At 67.6% G+C, this 15,849-nt stretch carries 18 protein-coding genes; 9 read left to right on the forward strand and 9 right to left on the reverse strand.

All coding sequences use genetic code 11. The features are described from left to right. Position 1: 1 nt before the first annotated feature. Positions 2–823 carry an EI24 domain-containing protein gene (locus ABFX56_RS13900; protein ID WP_346233945.1) on the reverse strand — a complete coding sequence of 274 codons (822 nt, stop codon included), beginning with the start codon at positions 821–823 and terminating at the stop codon, positions 2–4. A gap of 76 nt (positions 824–899) precedes the next feature. On the opposite strand from ABFX56_RS13900, the gene ABFX56_RS13905 reads away from it, so the two are divergent. Then, positions 900–1,718 (forward strand): DarT ssDNA thymidine ADP-ribosyltransferase family protein, encoded by an 819-nt coding sequence (locus tag ABFX56_RS13905; protein WP_346233946.1) that lies wholly within the window; start codon positions 900–902, stop codon positions 1,716–1,718. Between the two features lie 192 nt (positions 1,719–1,910). Here the strand turns inward: ABFX56_RS13905 and ABFX56_RS13910 are convergent, their stop codons facing one another. Then, a complete protein-coding gene (locus tag ABFX56_RS13910) occupies positions 1,911–3,473 on the reverse strand; it encodes a bifunctional phosphatase PAP2/diacylglycerol kinase family protein (protein ID WP_346233947.1) in 1,563 nt (520 codons plus the stop codon). A 144-nt stretch (positions 3,474–3,617) separates the two neighbouring features. Between ABFX56_RS13910 and ABFX56_RS13915 the strand changes: the two genes are divergently transcribed. Then, a complete protein-coding gene (locus ABFX56_RS13915) occupies positions 3,618–3,968 on the forward strand; it encodes a hypothetical protein (protein ID WP_346233948.1) in 351 nt (116 codons plus the stop codon). Positions 3,969–4,031: 63 nt separating this feature from the next. Here ABFX56_RS13915 and ABFX56_RS13920 read toward each other — a convergent pair whose 3' ends face one another. Then, on the reverse strand, positions 4,032–4,250 hold the full coding sequence (locus ABFX56_RS13920) for a hypothetical protein (protein WP_346233949.1): 219 nt from the start codon (positions 4,248–4,250) through the stop codon (positions 4,032–4,034). A 119-nt stretch (positions 4,251–4,369) separates the two neighbouring features. Between ABFX56_RS13920 and ABFX56_RS13925 the strand changes: the two genes are divergently transcribed. The 5 genes from ABFX56_RS13925 (at position 4,370) to ABFX56_RS13945 (ending at position 9,676) form a co-directional block, all read left to right on the forward strand. After that, on the forward strand, positions 4,370–5,722 hold the full coding sequence (locus ABFX56_RS13925; protein WP_346233950.1) for a uracil-xanthine permease family protein: 1,353 nt from the start codon (positions 4,370–4,372) through the stop codon (positions 5,720–5,722). Between the two features lie 9 nt (positions 5,723–5,731). Beyond that, a complete protein-coding gene (locus ABFX56_RS13930; protein WP_346233951.1) occupies positions 5,732–5,989 on the forward strand; it encodes a mycoredoxin in 258 nt (85 codons plus the stop codon). Between the two features lie 191 nt (positions 5,990–6,180). Beyond that, positions 6,181–7,191, forward strand: coding sequence for a glutathione S-transferase family protein (locus ABFX56_RS13935; protein ID WP_346233952.1), 1,011 nt, complete (start codon positions 6,181–6,183; stop codon positions 7,189–7,191). Positions 7,192–7,522: 331 nt separating this feature from the next. After that, complete coding sequence (locus ABFX56_RS13940) at positions 7,523–8,272, forward strand: DUF2510 domain-containing protein (RefSeq protein ID WP_346233953.1); 750 nt, start codon at positions 7,523–7,525, stop codon at positions 8,270–8,272. A 33-nt stretch (positions 8,273–8,305) separates the two neighbouring features. Next, a complete protein-coding gene (locus ABFX56_RS13945) occupies positions 8,306–9,676 on the forward strand; it encodes a maltokinase N-terminal cap-like domain-containing protein (RefSeq protein WP_346233954.1) in 1,371 nt (456 codons plus the stop codon). Positions 9,677–9,720: 44 nt separating this feature from the next. Here ABFX56_RS13945 and ABFX56_RS13950 read toward each other — a convergent pair whose 3' ends face one another. Together ABFX56_RS13950 and ABFX56_RS13955 are read right to left on the reverse strand one after the other, a co-directional pair. Continuing rightward, entirely contained in the window at positions 9,721–10,146 is a 426-nt protein-coding gene (locus ABFX56_RS13950; RefSeq protein ID WP_346233955.1) for a hypothetical protein, read from the reverse strand. A 34-nt stretch (positions 10,147–10,180) separates the two neighbouring features. Continuing rightward, positions 10,181–10,528, reverse strand: a complete 348-nt coding sequence (locus ABFX56_RS13955) for a DUF488 domain-containing protein (protein WP_346233956.1) — start codon at positions 10,526–10,528, stop codon at positions 10,181–10,183. A 38-nt stretch (positions 10,529–10,566) separates the two neighbouring features. Between ABFX56_RS13955 and ABFX56_RS13960 the strand changes: the two genes are divergently transcribed. Beyond that, positions 10,567–10,965 carry a cupin domain-containing protein gene (locus ABFX56_RS13960; RefSeq protein WP_346233957.1) on the forward strand — a complete coding sequence of 133 codons (399 nt, stop codon included), beginning with the start codon at positions 10,567–10,569 and terminating at the stop codon, positions 10,963–10,965. Here ABFX56_RS13960 and ABFX56_RS13965 read toward each other — a convergent pair. After that, on the reverse strand, positions 10,962–13,106 hold the full coding sequence (locus ABFX56_RS13965; protein ID WP_346233958.1) for a DEAD/DEAH box helicase: 2,145 nt from the start codon (positions 13,104–13,106) through the stop codon (positions 10,962–10,964). The two genes, ABFX56_RS13960 and ABFX56_RS13965, sit on opposite strands and share 4 nt — an antisense overlap. Positions 13,107–13,355: 249 nt before the next feature. Then, positions 13,356–13,706: a DUF6804 family protein gene (locus ABFX56_RS13970; protein ID WP_346233959.1), complete on the reverse strand. Its 351-nt coding sequence runs from the start codon at positions 13,704–13,706 to the stop codon at positions 13,356–13,358. 31 nt (positions 13,707–13,737) lie between these two features. Here ABFX56_RS13970 and ABFX56_RS13975 point away from each other — a divergent pair, with 31 nt between their 5' ends. Continuing rightward, positions 13,738–14,262, forward strand: coding sequence for an O-acetyl-ADP-ribose deacetylase (locus ABFX56_RS13975; RefSeq protein ID WP_346233960.1), 525 nt, complete (start codon positions 13,738–13,740; stop codon positions 14,260–14,262). Here the strand turns inward: ABFX56_RS13975 and ABFX56_RS13980 are convergent. After that, complete coding sequence (locus tag ABFX56_RS13980) at positions 14,256–14,891, reverse strand: GDSL-type esterase/lipase family protein (RefSeq protein WP_346233961.1); 636 nt, start codon at positions 14,889–14,891, stop codon at positions 14,256–14,258. The two genes, ABFX56_RS13975 and ABFX56_RS13980, sit on opposite strands and share 7 nt — an antisense overlap. Positions 14,892–14,989: 98 nt before the next feature. Then, positions 14,990–15,838 carry a CAP domain-containing protein gene (locus ABFX56_RS13985; RefSeq protein ID WP_346233962.1) on the reverse strand — a complete coding sequence of 283 codons (849 nt, stop codon included), beginning with the start codon at positions 15,836–15,838 and terminating at the stop codon, positions 14,990–14,992. Positions 15,839–15,849 lie beyond the last annotated feature (11 nt).

Raw genomic sequence — 15,849 nt, forward strand, 5'->3', positions numbered from 1 at the left:
CTCAAGGTCCCGACGGTACGGCGTCTTTCCGGGTCAGGCCCAGCGCGTCCCTGGCCAGCACCGTGGCACCGGCGACGGCCGCCGGCATGGTGACCACGGCCGCGAACGGCACCAAGAACAACAAGTAGGTGGCCATGCCGAAACCGAGCGCGCCCGCCCGGTTGGTGGCGAGCATCCGTCGTCGCTGTCGGAAGGTGAGGTCGCGCGCGTCGAACGCGAAGCCGGTCAGCTCCACGGTGAGGATCCAGCCACCGAGAGCCGCGCCGAGCACGGGCACGACGGTTTGGCCCACCACGGGGATGAGCCCGCCGACGAACAGCACGACGGCGACCAGCACGGTGATGCCGAGCAGACGCAGGGCATTGCCGATACCGCGCCAGACCTGCCGCAGGAACGGCGCATCCACGGTGACCGGCGGCTGGCCCGCTCGTCGTTCTACCTCCCGCCAAATCCGTTCGTAGAACGGGTCGCCCACCGCCAGGGTCAGCGCGGCGAAGGTGAACACGGCCACGAGGATGGCAGCGATCAGAACGGCCGCACCGGCCGCGACCCTGACCGCGTCACGCCATGGCGCACTGAACCCGTGGGCGAACGGGGTGATCCAGTCGGCCACGACCGCGAGATTCACGACCAGCACGACCACGGCTGCCGCGTAGAGCATGCCGACGATGATCGCCGGGACGGCGCCCAGGAGCATGAGCCGCGGCGAGGTGCTCCAGAGCCGGAACCCGCGGCCCAGGCAGGCGATGCCTCCGAAGAATTGGCGAATCGCTCCGGCGCCAGTCGGAGCACGGTGTGGCTCGCGCGTCGAGGGTCTGGTCATCTCCCCACCCTAGGAGCCACCGCCCGGAACGGGCAGGCGGCAGCGCGGGTGGCGTACGCCCCGTAAAATTCAACCTGTGCCCGAATGCATCCATGGACTTGAACTCAGCCGCTGCGACCTGTGCAGCCCCAAGGTTGCCCCGAAGGGGGTTCCGGCCTCACGGGCGGCAACTGGCACGTCGGCGACTCGTGCCTCGGCGCGGGTGGCGGCCGGCAGCTCGCGCACGGCGACCGCATCGAAGCGTCCGATCAACGTCGCGGACCAACGCATCCACCACGTCACCCACCTGAGCAATCTGGAGGGCATTCTCAACTCGGGGGGGTTGTTCGCCGACGCGTACGACGCCTGGTCGGCCCGGCCGGCGGTGGACGTATCGTCGCACGACAACCGGAACCTCCGACGCAGCACCGCCGTGGCAGGTACTGCCGCGGTGGCGGATTACGTGCCCTTTTACCTGTCGCCGGACGCGCACCTGTGGGAAGCCATTCGAGCCGGCGCCACCGACCCGAGGCTTGCCTCCGCCGCCGTCGCCCTGCCGGCATCCGAGTTCGTCATTTTCGTCAGCACGGTCGGCAAAGTCGCCGCGCTTCCGGGTCGTGCCGCCGCCGACATCGTGGTCTCGGACCGCGACGCCGCCGACCCGCGCGCACACTTCGCCGCCTCGAGCGACGACTACGCGCGGATGCTGCGCAGGCTCTCGGCGGATCGAGACTCTGGCGCGGCCCTCTCTGCGGAATTCCTGGTCAAGGACACGGTGCCGCTGTCGGCGTTCTCGCTCGTCGGTGTCGCCAACGACAAAGCGCGGGCCCGAGTGAGGACCATTCTTCAGTCCTTTCAGTTCCAACCCCGTATCGCGGTGCATCCGCCCTGGTTCGCGGTGCCGACGTCCGCCTGACCGGCCCTCCCCGCTCCTCCCCTCCCCTCCCCTCCCGTACCCTCTCCCCTGGTCCCTCCCCGCGGTCTGATCCCGTTTCACGGAGTTTCTGTCCTCGACCGGCCTGGATGCCTGTGCGGTGGTACCCGAAGTACAGAAACTCCTTGAAACGGGTTGTGCGGGGGGAGGTGGTGGGTCGCGCGGTTGCAGCGGTCACCGCGGGCTGTAGACCCGCAGAGCCCGGGGCAGGATGCGCGCCGTGACCCGAAACCGATCGTGCCCGATCGCGGCCTCACCGTCGTGAGCGATGCCCGAATCGACCCTGGAATCGGCGTCCACCAGAAGGTCCACCGCGTCGGTGGTGAACGTCTCGATGGCGATAGCGGCCGGGCGCAGTGCCTGCAGCAGCGCAGAAACCCGTCGGCCTAACGCCAGAGCGACAATACCGCTCGTGCGGGCCCACGCGGCGGCGTGCAGCACGCGCACATCGAGCACGCCGTCATCAAGCCTGATCCGCTGCGAGGGAGCCGCGTCGGCCGGGTAGTAGCGATTGACTCCGATGAACACCGACCACACCCGCAGTTGCCGCCCGTTCAGCGTGAGACTGATCTTTCCGGCGCTCGTGAGCACCGACACCGCCGAGACCAGTCCAGCCAACCACTTGCCCAGGCGCGGTTCCCGCCGCTCCCGCTCGGCGACGAATCGCGGATAGATCCCCACCGAAGCGGTATTCACCACGGTGATCGGGCCGGTGGTCGCACCGCTCAGTTCGGCGACATCCACCAGGTGCCCCCGACCGATGGTCACCGCCTCGACGGTGTCCTGGATCGATTCGACGCCCAGCGCGAGTGCAAAGTGGTTGAAGGTGCCACCCGGGAAGACGGCCAGCGGAAGGCCCGCCTCCCGCGCCAGGTGTGCTGTCGCCGCGACGCTGCCATCTCCGCCGCAAATCCCCAGCACCTGCAGTTGGTCGGCCGCGACAGCGGTGCGCAGCACCTCCCCGAGGTCCTCCCCCTCCCGCAGAGTGTGCACGCGCGCGCCGGGAAGCCGCCGCGCGATCACCTCGCCGCTGGCGGCGCCCGCACCGGTGCCCGCGGTGGGGTTCACCACGATGAACGCGCCCCGACCGTCCGGCAGTGCAGGAAGCTGGATCGGCGACGCGGTCGGCGGTGAGAACGGATGCGCGGTCTTGGCCGGGACGAGGAGCTTGCCCATTACGGCCACGGCCGCTCCCAGCCCCGCCCCGCCCAGCACATCCGAAAGCCAGTGCGCGCCAACGTGCAGTCGGGAGTAGGCGACCGCGGCGGCCAGCGGCGCGATGCTCGCTCCGGCTCCCGGGGACTCCAGCGCCACCCCGGCCGTGAACGCCGCGGCGCTGGCGGAGTGTCCAGAGGGGAACGACCCCGAGGTGGGTGATCGGCGCAACCGCCGCCCGATCGGGATGTCTTTCAGCAGCGGGCGGTCTCCGCCGAACACCCGCTTGCCGATCAGGTTCGCCACAATGCTCGCCGCAGTCAGCGAAACCAGTCCGCGCGCCGCCGCGCGCCGCCGACCAGACAGCGCCAGCAGCGCGGCGATGACCGTCCACAGCGTCCCGCGGTTCGCCGCGTGCGACAGGGCGCGGTACCCGGCATCGATGCGCGGGTGCACCACCCGCGCATTGATCCGGCGGCCGGCGGCTGCATCCACCTGCCGCACCCACCGGGGCAGCACCGCCCTCCGCCGGGCCGCGACGACAGGATGCCTGATCGAGCGCGGCGGCCGACGGAGCGTCATGCTGTCAGGGTAGGCGCCCGAGCACGGATGCAGGAGGGCACCAACCGCCGATGTGGGCAGGGACATTTGCGCGAACCCCCTTGAGCCCGAGCGCCGGTCGGCCTACCGTCGTCGGCACATCCGGTTTTCGACAAGGAGCACAGCATGAGCAACGCAGACGTCCCCGACACGGAATCACCCCGCCAGGACTACCTGGACCAGGGCAACTCCGATGCGGACCAGGACGAGGAGCCGGTGATTCCCCGGGATGACAATCGCCCGACCGCCGATGATCCTGCCACCTCACGGGACGTCGGCACAGCGCAGACGGTCACCAACGACGCGGTGGCCGGGGAACCGGTACGAGGGACGGTGGCCCCGGATGATGCCGGTGTCGGCCCGATTGAGCCCATCTATGCCGACAACGATCTCGAGGACGAGGAGATCGACCTCGACGACACCCTCGAATGGCGGCCGCCGGACACCAGCGCGGATGACGGGGCGGGCGGGCGCTGAGATGCGCCGGCGCTGAGCGCCACGCCTGGGTTCAGGCCGCGTCTGGGGCATTCCGCGCTGGGTTCACTCCGCGGTGACGCCGGCGAGAAGACGGGCGAACTGCTCGTCAGGGACGACGATGGCGGCGTCATCCAGTCGCTGCCGCAGTATCAGTTCCGGTTCGGTTTCCGTGCCGCGCAGCAGGTCACCGCGAACCTGTTCGATGATGCCCCAGATCCGTTCATCATCAGTCGCTTCCCGCGCGCCGTCTTGTACGTGGTCGCCCCGCTCGCCATCCGTCATGCCTCCATGCTGGCACCAGCGGTGACTGCCGCCAAGGCCTCCACGCCTGAGCGCAGCGCGTTGACACACCCGGGTGCCGCCAACCACTAATCTCGACTTGACCCCTAAGGAGAACAAGAATGGCGCTGCCCTGGAAGCTGCACGGAGACGGCCGCGATGTCGCGGCAAACGCGATTGTGTTGCCGGAGGAACGGCTCACCTGGTGGCGCACCATCGGGTTCGGCGGACAGCACGTGGTTGCCATGTTCGGGGCTACGTTCCTCGTGCCGCTGATCACCGGGTTCCCGCCCAGCACAACCCTGTTGTTCTCCGGTATCGGCACGCTGTTGTTCTTGATCATCACTGCGAACCGGCTGCCGAGCTACCTGGGTTCCTCGTTCGCCTTCATTGCACCGATCACCGCAGCCAGCGCCGCCGGCGGCAAATCGGTAGCGCTTGGCGGGATGGTGATCGTCGGTGCGTTGCTCGCCATCGTCGGCATCCTGGTGCACCTTGGTGGCACCAGATGGATCGACGCGCTCATGCCTCCGGTGGTCAGCGGGGCGATCGTGGCGTTGATCGGGTTCAACCTGGCACCGGCGGCGAAGGACAACTTCGACAAGTCGCCGCTTGTGGCGCTGGTGACCCTGGTGGCGGTCATCGTGTGCGCGGTCATCTTCCGGGGCTTCTTCGGCCGACTTTCGATCTTCCTGGGGGTGGGTGTCGGCTACCTCGCGGCGGTCATCGCCGGGGAGGTGGACTTCAGTCCGGTGGCCGATGCGCCGTGGGTCGGCCTGCCGCCGTTCCTGGCGCCGAACTTCGACCCGCAATACTTCCCGCTGTTTCTGATGTTCCTGCCGGTCGTGCTCGCGTTGATCGCTGAGAACGTCGGCCACATCAAGGGGGTTGGTCAGCTCACGGAACGCAACCTCGACCCGCTGACCGGCAGGGCGCTGTTCGCGGACGGCCTGGCGACGGTGATCTCCGGCTTCAGCGGCGGATCGCCCACGACCACCTACGGCGAGAACATCGGCGTGATGGCCGCGACCCGGGTCTTCTCCACCGCCGCGTACTGGGTGGCTGGAATCACCGCCATCCTGCTCGGACTCTCCCCCAAGATCGGCGCGATCATCTTCACCGTGCCTGCCGGGGTGCTCGGCGGGGTCACCACGGCACTGTATGGCCTGATTGGCATCATCGGGGTGCGGATCTGGGTGGAAAGCCACGTCGACTTCGCGAAACCGAAGAACCAGTTCACGGCCGCGGTCGCGCTCATCATGGGCATCGCCAACTTCACGCTCACCACCGGAAGCCTCAGCTTCAGCGGCATCATCCTCGGCACCGTCGCGGCGATCGTGGTCTACCACCTGATGAATCTGGTGTCGCGCTGGCGCGGCACGGACGAACCGGATGCGCCGGCGCCGGCGATCACGCACACCACCGACCATGGCGATCGCAAGCCCTACCAGGAAGCTGGCGAGCCTCGGGCTTAGGCTGATCCCATGGACTACATCCCGGCATCCGGCACTATCACCATGTTCTCGACCAGTTGGTGCGGCTATTGCTCGCGCTTGAAGTCGCAGTTGGACCGCGCCGGAGTCGGTTACACCGAGGTCAATATCGAGGAGGTGCCCGGCACCGCCGACCTGGTGGCGAGCATCAACGGTGGCAACCAGACGGTACCCACGGTGCTCTTCCCGGATGGCTCCAGCGCCACGAATCCGTCCCTGGCCGAGGTCACCGCGCGTCTGGCCGCCTGACTGCCGCCTGCCAGCCGCCGGCCACCTGCCGGCTCGTTTAATCCCGTTTCACGGAGTTTCTGTTGTACAGGCCCCTGCCCATCGGCATCCGGGCCCCTGGGAGACAGAATCTCCGTGAAACGGGTCAGAGCGCCAGGTGAAACGGGTCAGGCACTGTGTGAGCCGGATGCGGCGCGACGTAGGCTGACATCATGAGCGAGGCACAGGGCACGTACGTGGAACCGGGCAAGGAGTTCAACCGGGACACCAACTACATCGAGGACCGGATCACCAGGGATGGCCGCGACGGCTGGCCCGTCGAAGCCGGCCGCTACCGGCTCGTCGCGGCCCGCGCCTGCCCCTGGGCGAACCGCACTGTGATCGTGCGCCGCCTGCTCGGACTCGAGGACGCGATCTCGCTCGGGATGCCCGGCCCCACCCACGACGCCCGCAGCTGGACGTTCGACCTCGACCCGGACGGGCTCGATCCCGTGCTCCGCATCCCTCGCATCCAAGACGCCTACTTTGCCCGGTTCCCGGATTATCCGCGCGGCATCACGGTGCCGGCCATCGTGGACGTGCCGACCGGCAAGGTAGTGACCAACAACTACCCGCAAATCACCCTGGACTTCGAAACCGAGTGGACGGCGTTCCACCGCGACGGGGCGCCGGACCTGTATCCGGAGAAGTTGCGCGCCGAAATCGACGAGATCGACGACGTCATCTTCCGCGATGTGAACAACGGCGTGTACCGAGCGGGCTTCGCCGGGTCCCAGCAGGCGTACGAGAAGGCGTACGACCGGTTGTTCTCGCGGCTGGACTGGTTGGAGGATCGCCTGAGCCGGCAGCGCTATCTCGTGGGCGAGACGATCACCGAGGCGGACATCCACCTGTTCACCACGCTGGCCCGCTTCGACGCCGTCTACCACGGCCACTTCAAATGCAACCGGAACAAACTCACCGAGCTGCCGGCCTTATGGGCGTACGCACGCGACCTGTTTCAGACCCCGGGCTTCGGTGACACCATCGACTTCGACCAGATCAAGAAGCACTACTACCTCGTGCACACCGACATCAACCCGACCGGCATCGTGCCCAAGGGTCCGGATGCGCGGGTGTGGCTCACCGCACACGGCCGGGAAGCGCTCGGCGGACGGCCGTTCGGTGACGGCACCCCACCCCAGCCGCCCATTCCGGGCGAAGAAGTTCCGGCCCTCGACTAAAGCAGCGGGCCAGGTCGGTCGGATGGTGTGGGCTGAGCCGACCTGTGCTGGGCAACGGTGGGCAGAAGGCCGAGTGATGAACTTCGATCGCCCCCGCGATCCAACTCAGCCTTACTGCCACCGTTGTCCCTAGCCCCCCGACTAGCGCATATCCCGAAGGTAGCCGACACCGCCGGGCGGCCGCGCCCCCCAGTTCGGGCCACTCCCATCTGGGGGGTGCACGGTTTGCACCCCTGTTTTGGGGTTTCATACGTGTGGTGCTCGCTTCGTAAGCTGGACGGGTAGTCATCTTCGGGTGATGACTAGGCAATGCAATCGGGGGCAACAAATCATGACGGATGTGACCGTCGCCACTATTCCGGCGGGCTGGTATCCGGATCCCATGGGACTGCCGCAGCGACGCTGGTGGGACAGTTCCGGCTGGACGCAACATGTCACACCGGACCATCAGGGCGCCTCGCGGCCGCAATCCACCAGGTACGGTGCCGACACAGGCAGCAACCACGACTCATACGCACAATCCGAAAGAGCCGGCTCAGTCGGAACACTGACTCAGACTCGGCCGACCGAGCACGTGGAGCAACGAGCTGCCAGGGCAGCCACTGAGGCTGCACCGGTGGCGCACGCCTACATCCCGATGGCGGTGAACACCCCGGTGCAGTTCCGCCAGCCGGAGGGACCGCGCGCATCCAGCACCGCCGCCGCGTGGATGATCGCGGTCATGCCCGCGGTGCAACTAGCCACGGTGCTCGCGCTCATCCTCGTATTGGAAGACTTCGGCAGTTTTATGCAGCTCGCCGTCGCGTTCGTGTTCTTCCTGTGGACCGCGGTGCTCGCCTCACACGACAAGCGTCGGCTGCTGGCTCTCGGCCACCGCGCTGCGGCGACACCGTGGTGGCTGCTGCTGACCCCGCTGGCGTATCTCATCGCCCGCACCGTGTGTGTGCGTAAGCAGGGCGGTCAGGGTTCCGCGCCGATGTGGGTGTACATCCTGCTGTCGATGATCCCAGCCGTGGCCGCCGTCGCCATGCTCATGGGCGCCGGTGCGCTCCAGCTCGCCGTGCTCACCGCCACTCGCTGAGCGACATCCGCGGGGGCGGCGTAGCCTGACACGATGACCAGCACGCGACTCCTGCATCTGTTGCACGAGTGGCTTCCACGGCAACGCTGGTATGCCAATAAGGGGCGCAACCCGCAACTGTCGGACGTTGGTCAGTGGGAACTGACCAGTGCCGAAGCCGGCGTCACCATGAGCATCCACTTGCTGGCCGAGACCAGCGGCGACGCGCCGGTGCTGTACCAGATTCCGGTCACCAGCCGGTCCGAGCCGCTGCCCGGCGGGGACGCTGCGCTGATCGGCACGGACGGCACCACGCTCCACTACGACGGCCCCCACGACCCGGCGTTCGTCCAGGCACTGCTGGCGCTCGTGCTCGGCACCGGCTCCCCCGTCGGCGCCCCCGACGGGCTCCGCGGTCAGGCCCTCGCCGCGTGGGGCGGGTGGCGTTTGGCCGGTTCCAGGGTGCTCTCCGGCGAGCAGTCCAACACGTCGATCCTCGTCGACGCGGCGGCGGGTGAAGCAATGCCGGTGATCTGCAAGATCTTCCGCGTGCTGCACCACGGCGAGAACCCGGATGTCGCGGTGCAGTGCGCGTTGGCCGGCGTCGGCAGCGAGCGGGTACCGACACCACTCGGCTTCCTCACCGGGGAATGGACCGATCCCGGCACCGGTCGGCTCGGCCAGGGCCACGCGGCGTTCGCGCAGGAGTTCCTGCCCGGGGTCGAGGACGGCTGGCGGATGGCGCTGCGGGCGGCGACGACCGGGGAGGACTTCGCCGCGTCCGCCGGGGCGCTGGGTGCCGCGACGGCGTCGGTGCACGCGGATCTCGCCCGGGCGTTCCCGACGCACTCAGCGTCCGTCGAATCGGTGGCCGGCATGGTGGATGCGATGCGGGAACGCTTTTATCTCGCCCGGCACGACGTGCCGTCGCTCGACCAGTTCGCGGATGCCGTGGCGAGGATCCTCAGCGCGGCGCGAGCCGAGCCGTGGCCGCTTCTACAGCGCATCCACGGCGACTACCACCTCGGCCAGGTGCTCTGGGCGCCGGGCCGCGGCTGGATGATCATCGACTTCGAAGGCGAACCGCTGCGACCGATGGACGACCGCGGCCATCCCGACGCGCCGCTACGGGACGTCGCGGGCATGCTGCGTTCGTTGTCGTACGCGGCCGGCAGCGTCACGCTCTCCAGAGAACCGGACTCCGACGGCGCCGACACGATCACCGCCTGGGCCCAGCGCGGTCGTGAGTCGTTCCTGGACGGCTACGCGGATGCCTCGGGGCACGACCCGCGGGACCAGTCGGCGCTGCTCACCGCGTTCGAACTCGACAAGGCGTTGTACGAGGCGCGGTACGAGGCCCGCAATCGGCCAGAGTGGCTCCCCATCCCGCTGCAAGCGGTGCGGCGGCTCTGCGGTGCCAGCTAACTGCGGTGGCAGCTAACTGCGGTGCCGGCTCACCGCGGCACCGGCTAATCGGTGGGTGAGCGGGTCAGTTGCGCCGTGGTCACCAGCGCGAGCAGAGCCTGCGCGTACGCATCCGCGGCGTCGGCGTCGTAGAAGTGCGCGAGCGAGCCGTTGATCGCCGCATCGGTGCGGTAGCCGCCGTCGACCCGCTTCAGGGCTCGAAACGCCGCGCCGAGCAACTCCCGCAACTGGTCTTCGCGGGGAAGCCACAAGGCATCCTCCAGCGCCACAGAGTCCAACGCCCATTCCGTAGTGCCGTTGAACCCCAGAATCGTGCCAGTGTCGAACTCGTGCGGTTCGATGGTCATGTCGCTCACGGTGAACGTGTCACCGTCGAATTCGGCGCTGTCGATGCGGAAGGCGTCCCCGGGCGACGGCACCCACGCGACGCCGGCGTCCCGAAGGGCACGGGCGTGTTCGGCGGAAATCATTGGCCCATTATGCTCCTGTCGGGCTTTGCCGTCCTCAGGCGCCCTGGAGCAGATCGCGGAGCACGACCGCCTGGTTGTGGTCCTCGTCTTTGGCGCTGTACACCAGGGTGACGTTGGCGTGGTCGGCGACGATGGCCTGAAGGGAACGAAACGCCTCGCTGGCTGCCAGCTCAGCCCCGTAGCGCGAGGCGAACTCCTCGAACCGTTCCGGCACGTGGCCGAACCACTTGCGCAACTCGTCGCTCGGACCGACATCCTTCAGCCATTCGTCCACTTCGGCGTGTTCCTTGCTCACGCCCCGCGGCCACAACCGGTCGACGAGCACTCGGAATCCGTCTGCGGAGTCGGGCTTTTCATACACGCGTTTGATCGAAACCTTCATATTCCCCAGCCTGCCACTAACGGGGATAGCGTTGAGGCATGAGCGAGCAGACATCCGATTCTCACGCGCACAGCGCACCAGCCGATATCCACGGAATGCACGTGGCACAGGATGCCGCCGAGCCGCCGCTCACCTACCTGGACGACCTGTTTCAGCTGGCTCCGATCCCGCAGTCCGGACTCGGCCACAGCACGGTTCTGAACGCCACGGATGTGCGCGTCATCGTGCTCGCATTCTCGGCCGGGCATGTCTTGAAGCAGCACGCCGCACCGTTCACGCTGCTCATGCAGGCGCTCGACGGACACCTACTGGTGACGAGCAACGGCGAGGAACTGGATCTGCGTCCCGGTGGCCTCATCCGCATGGACCCGGGGCTGCCGCATTCGGTGGAGGCCTATGCCGACTCGCGGCTCCAGTTGACGCTGATCCCCGCCTAGTCGGCCAGGGCGTCGCGCAGCAGCGAGACCAACGCGTCGAGCTGCACACTGGAGGCCGAGACGACATCTTCGTCCGAGCCGTCCAGGGCTCGGGCGGCAAGGCCCGCCTTGCTGTCGATCAGTTCGGCGATCTTCGCGTCGATCGTGTGCGCCGCGATGATCCGCCATGCGGTGACCGGTTCGGCCTGCCCGATGCGGTGCACCCGGTCGATCGCCTGCGCCTGCTCCGCCGAGGTCCAGCTGAGCTCGGCCAGCACCACGTTGGAGGCCGCCTGCAGGTTCAGCCCGACGCCGGCGGCGGTGAGGGACGCGACGGCGATCGACACGTCCGGATCCTCGGTGAACGCATCGATCTGCCGCTGCCGGAAGGCGGAGGTCTGGTCGCCGCGGATCGAGATGGACTTCAGGCCGACCTTGGCGAAGTGCTCTTCCGCGGCATCCATCACGTCGATGTGCTTGGCGAAGAAGACGACCTTGCCGACGCTGCGCGCCAGCTGCGCGGTGTAGTCCGCGGCCAGCACGGCCTTGGCCTGGCCGATCTTGCGCACCATGGTGAACACGTTCTCACCGGTCTTGGCCGCCTTGGACTCCTCGAGTTCGGCGTGTGCGACCACGCGCATCAGGTCCTCGGGGTTGCCGTCGGGCTTGGCGGCGAGCACGCGCTTGTACTTGTCCAGAAGGCGGGCGGTGAGGGCGGCTTCGGCCTGGCGGATGCTGTTACCCAGGTCGTCGTCGAGTTCGACCGGGATGTCGGCGACCCGGCGGGCCGGGATGTCGGCTGCGACATCCATTTTCTTGCGACGCACGATGCCCATCTCGATCACCGCGCGGCGGGCCTCGGCGAAGAAGCCGAAGTCCGCCGGGGTGAGGCCGGTTTCTTCGAGTTTCTCCATGAGCGCCCGGGTGGGTTTCTTGCCGTCGATCCAGCCCAGGAACTGCCAGATGGCGCGGAAGTCGTCGATGTCGTTGATCAGCGGCGTTCCGGTGAGCGCCATCATCAGAGCGTTGGGCTGTGCCGCCAGGATGCTCTTGCCCAGCGCCAGCACGTGCTTGGACCGCTCGGACTTGAGGTTCTTGATGAAGTGCGCCTCGTCGACGACCATGCCCTTGAATCCGAACCGCCCGAGCCAGCCGACGTGCCGGTCGAGCACTTCGTAGTTCACGATGACGACGTCGCTGAAGGCGTCCACGTCGTTGCCGTCGCCGTGCACCACCGTTGCGGTGCGCTTGGGCGTCCACAGTTCGACCTCGCGGGCCCAGTTCGTCTTGACCACGTTGGGCACGACCACGAGCAACGGATAGGCGTGGGCGACGGATGCCGCCAGCAACGCCTGGGCCGTCTTGCCCAGTCCCGGCTCGTCCGCGAGCAGGAAGGTGCGGTGGCCCTTCTTCACTTCGGCCAGCAGCCGCGCCTGGTGGCGCATCAGGTCGAGGTTGCCCGGCGACTTCAGGGACGTGGCCTCTGGCAGGTGCATCGTGGCGGCTCCCCCGCCTGCCCCGTATTCGAAGGCGCGGAACAGCGGGTCCAGCAGTTCCCAGTTGCCCAGTCGGCCGATCGTCTTCGGCTTGGGCGGGGCGGCGCTGAAGTCCGGGGCCAGGAACGGATTCGCCATCTGTGCCTGGCGCACCGATATCGGCACCACCTGCTTTTCGACCTCGGGGGCGATGACCGCCGGCTCCTTGGTGATGATCAGTTCGTCGGGTGAAAGTTCCACACCCGAGGCGATCAGCATGTCCCGGCGTAGCGTGCGCGCAGCATCCGTGACGGCGGTCTCCTCGGCCAGAAGCTGGATCAGCGAGGTGTCACGGGCGGCGGTCTTCGCCAGGATGGTGGCCACACCGTCCAGCCGCTTGAGCAGCTCGGTGCGTTCGGCGTCGGTGAGTTCGGCATCCGTTTTGGCGCGGGCCCGCTCCTCCCGCATGAGCAGCGCGATCACCTGAAACTTGGTGCGGTTGCTCGGCCCCACCTTGCCACGCTCGGCGGCGTTCTCCACTTCCCGCACGGCGCGGGCGAGCACCGGAATCAGTCCGGTGTCGTCACCGGGACGCGTGTGCCGCTGCGATGACCGCTTCTGCGACGGTCTGCGCTGCGTAGTTGTGCCCTTGCCGGCGTGCGCCGAACCTTGGCCCGATCGAGCCATGCTCCTCCTTGGAATTCGTGCCCCTCATTCCGATGCCGCCCCGCGGTCTGCCGATGCGCTCTGCCAGACACGACGCGAACGCCGTGCCGCAAGGTGCGAAATGTTACGAAGCCTGACTCGAGCAACTTGCCAATGGCAAGGTCGAGACGATGAGTGGATCCGTAGGGTGCACGACTAGTTTAGGCCACGAAACGGCCTTTGTGTGTCGAGTCGGCGGCGAGGAATTCCGCCACCTCCGGAACGGACCGGCTAGCGTCGACGGTTGCGGTCCTCGGGATTGGGCACCTTGACGAAAACGCCCACCACGACGAAGGCTAGGGCCGCGACAAACTGCCCGGCCACCCACCACTGGCCGTGCAGCCCGAGCGGCCAGACCGGGTTCCACACCACGACGATCGGCACCAGGAGCGCCCACCACCACCACTTCTGGGCCTGGTAGACGAAGACGCAACAGATCAGCGCCAGGATGCTGACACCGAACCGGATGTACAGATATCCGTCACTGCCCAACAGAGCCAGTCCCGCCAAAAGCACTATCGCGCCCAGCAACCCGGGAGCCAAGGCTGGGCGGGTGAAGGCCGGAGTGGGATACGAGGTCATGGTTACCAGAGTATGGGGCAAGAATGGGTCGGTGACCGAAATCGAAGCGGTGCGCGGGGACATCACGACGCAGAGAGTGGATGCCATCGTCAACGCCGCGAACAGCTCGCTGCTGGGCGGCGGGGGCGTCGATGGCGCCATCCATCGTGCCGGCGGGCCCGCGATCCTGGACGAGTGCCGACAGCTGCGGCGCACCACGCTGGTGGAGGGCTTACCGACCGGGGCCGCCGTCGCCACCACGGCGGGTCGTCTGCCGGCACGCCACGTCATCCATACGGTGGGTCCGGTGTGGTCGGCGCACCAGGACCGATCAGCCCTTTTGACCAGTGCCTACCGGGAATCGTTGCGGGTCGCCGACGAGCTGAGTGCGACCAGCATCGCCTTTCCCGCCGTGTCGGCCGGAGTGTACGGCTGGCCCATGGCCGACGCCGCGAGAATCGCGGTGGCCGCCGTCCGGGCGCACCTGGATCGCGGCACCAGCGGACTCACGCTGGTGCGCTTCGTGCTGTTCAGCGATGCGGCGCTGGAGGCGTTCCGCACCGCCCTCAATCAGTAGCGGGTGGGGTCCGCGTATCCCTCGACGTTGATCGCCTGAATCGGTCGACTCATCGGCGGCTCGTCGCGCAACCGTTCCAGCGCAGGGCGCAACTCGCCCAGCCAGGCCTCATAACCGGCGGGGTTCAGGTGCAGGCGATCGTCGGAGTAAGCCGGGTTCAGCTCGCCGTCTTCGAGTGCCAACGCCGGCCAGAGGTCCAAATACTGCGCCCGCACCGTCGCCGAGAACTGACGGAGGTGGATGTTGGCGGTCTGGATCTGCTCTGCGAATTCACGCCCGCGCGGCAGGATCGATTGGAGCAGCATCCGTGTACCCGGAAGATCACGTCGCAAGTCCACCAGGATCGATTGGATGTTGCGCACCAAGTGCTCCACCGTCTGCCGGGTCGCGAGATCGTTCGTTCCGACCAGCAGCAAGATCTCGTCCGGAGCCGCCGCGACGACCTCGCCGAGTCGCGCCAGCACGCCGTCGGTCGTGTCGCCGCCCCGCCCGAGATTGTGAACGTTGGCGTCGGGAAACCATTCCGACCAGTGGCCGTCTTCGGTCAGGCTGTCGCCGAGAAAGACCATGGTGCGCTCGCCGCGCGCTGAATCGGATGCGTGAAATTCGGTGGCGTGGGACTCGGGCATGCGCGACCTCCTCGGTCTTCCATCATGCGTTGCCGCCCTGGGAATCGCTAGAGAGGCAACCTTCACAAGCTATCAGTACGTCGTTTCTTCACCACCGTTCACCAGCTCTGGTGCCTGCCCCAGCTCCCTCCGCGGACCGACCTGAAGATGAAGATGACCGCTGCTGCCAGTGCCAGGCCCAGGAGGGTGATGGCCCCCGCGGGGTTGCCGTCCACCTGACTGGCCCTGGCGCTTCTGAGGTCGTTCGTCGCATCCGGTGCGGGTGCGATGCTGGGTGATGGATCGCCGAAGGACACGTCGTTCGGTTCCTCGGCGAGCGAGGCCTGCGGCAGCTCCGACTGCGGCGTCGAAGTAGGCGTCGGTGTCGGTGTGGGAGTGGGGGTGGCCGCGTGGGTGCGCGGGGGTGCCGCGGGGATGGGGCTGGGCGCGGGAGTTGTTGGTGGAGCAGGGGCCGGAGCAGTAGTGGAAGGCATCGCCGGGGCGGATGTGGCCCGGGCCGGATACTTTGCGAAGTCCTCCACGCCCCAGGTGGTGCCGTTCACGCTGATGAAGGCAATGCCGATGTCGGTGTAGTCGCCGAGGATATTGGCACGGTGTCCTGCGGAGTTCATCCAGTCCGAGTGCATCCGCTGGGCGGTCGGTTGTCCCTGGGCGACGTTCTCAGCAGCGGCGGTCCACCCTGCGGGGATTTGGCTGGAAAAACTCGGGTTGTGCTTCATGGTGCCGCTTGCCGCCATCTGGTTGGCCCAGTTCACCGCGACCGCCTCGATACTCGGGTTCCTGGCCAGTGCGGGCAGACCGTTGGCCGCGCGTTCCTGGTTGACCAGCGCGTACAGCGAGTCGGCCGGAGCGGCCGACGCCGGAGCAGACAGCCCCGTCACCGCGAACGCCGCCAGGAGCAGCGTCACGATGCTCAGTGCCAGCTTTCTCAGTGCCAGCCTTCTCATCGCACCACCGT

This window comes from Parafrigoribacterium mesophilum (assembly GCF_039652555.1).
Taxonomy (GTDB): Bacteria; Actinomycetota; Actinomycetes; order Actinomycetales; family Microbacteriaceae; genus Parafrigoribacterium; species Parafrigoribacterium mesophilum.

Bases quoted from the DNA above. Each gene is read 5' to 3' on its own strand.
- ABFX56_RS13920 (WP_346233949.1), bottom strand. From the start codon at position 4,250: ATGACGGATGGCGAGCGGGGCGACCACGTACAAGACGGCGCGCGGGAA.
- ABFX56_RS13900 (WP_346233945.1), bottom strand. From the start codon at position 823: ATGACCAGACCCTCGACGCGCGAGCCACACCGTGCTCCGACTGGCGCC.
- ABFX56_RS13935 (WP_346233952.1), top strand. From the start codon at position 6,181: ATGAGCGAGGCACAGGGCACGTACGTGGAACCGGGCAAGGAGTTCAAC.
- ABFX56_RS13945 (WP_346233954.1), top strand. From the start codon at position 8,306: ATGACCAGCACGCGACTCCTGCATCTGTTGCACGAGTGGCTTCCACGG.
- ABFX56_RS13955 (WP_346233956.1), bottom strand. From the start codon at position 10,528: ATGAAGGTTTCGATCAAACGCGTGTATGAAAAGCCCGACTCCGCAGAC.
- ABFX56_RS13970 (WP_346233959.1), bottom strand. From the start codon at position 13,706: ATGACCTCGTATCCCACTCCGGCCTTCACCCGCCCAGCCTTGGCTCCC.
- ABFX56_RS13915 (WP_346233948.1), top strand. From the start codon at position 3,618: ATGAGCAACGCAGACGTCCCCGACACGGAATCACCCCGCCAGGACTAC.
- ABFX56_RS13960 (WP_346233957.1), top strand. From the start codon at position 10,567: ATGAGCGAGCAGACATCCGATTCTCACGCGCACAGCGCACCAGCCGAT.
- ABFX56_RS13985 (WP_346233962.1), bottom strand. From the start codon at position 15,838: ATGAGAAGGCTGGCACTGAGAAAGCTGGCACTGAGCATCGTGACGCTG.
- ABFX56_RS13965 (WP_346233958.1), bottom strand. From the start codon at position 13,106: ATGGCTCGATCGGGCCAAGGTTCGGCGCACGCCGGCAAGGGCACAACT.
- ABFX56_RS13930 (WP_346233951.1), top strand. From the start codon at position 5,732: ATGGACTACATCCCGGCATCCGGCACTATCACCATGTTCTCGACCAGT.
- ABFX56_RS13925 (WP_346233950.1), top strand. From the start codon at position 4,370: ATGGCGCTGCCCTGGAAGCTGCACGGAGACGGCCGCGATGTCGCGGCA.
- ABFX56_RS13940 (WP_346233953.1), top strand. From the start codon at position 7,523: ATGACGGATGTGACCGTCGCCACTATTCCGGCGGGCTGGTATCCGGAT.
- ABFX56_RS13980 (WP_346233961.1), bottom strand. From the start codon at position 14,891: ATGCCCGAGTCCCACGCCACCGAATTTCACGCATCCGATTCAGCGCGC.
- ABFX56_RS13910 (WP_346233947.1), bottom strand. From the start codon at position 3,473: ATGACGCTCCGTCGGCCGCCGCGCTCGATCAGGCATCCTGTCGTCGCG.
- ABFX56_RS13950 (WP_346233955.1), bottom strand. From the start codon at position 10,146: ATGATTTCCGCCGAACACGCCCGTGCCCTTCGGGACGCCGGCGTCGCG.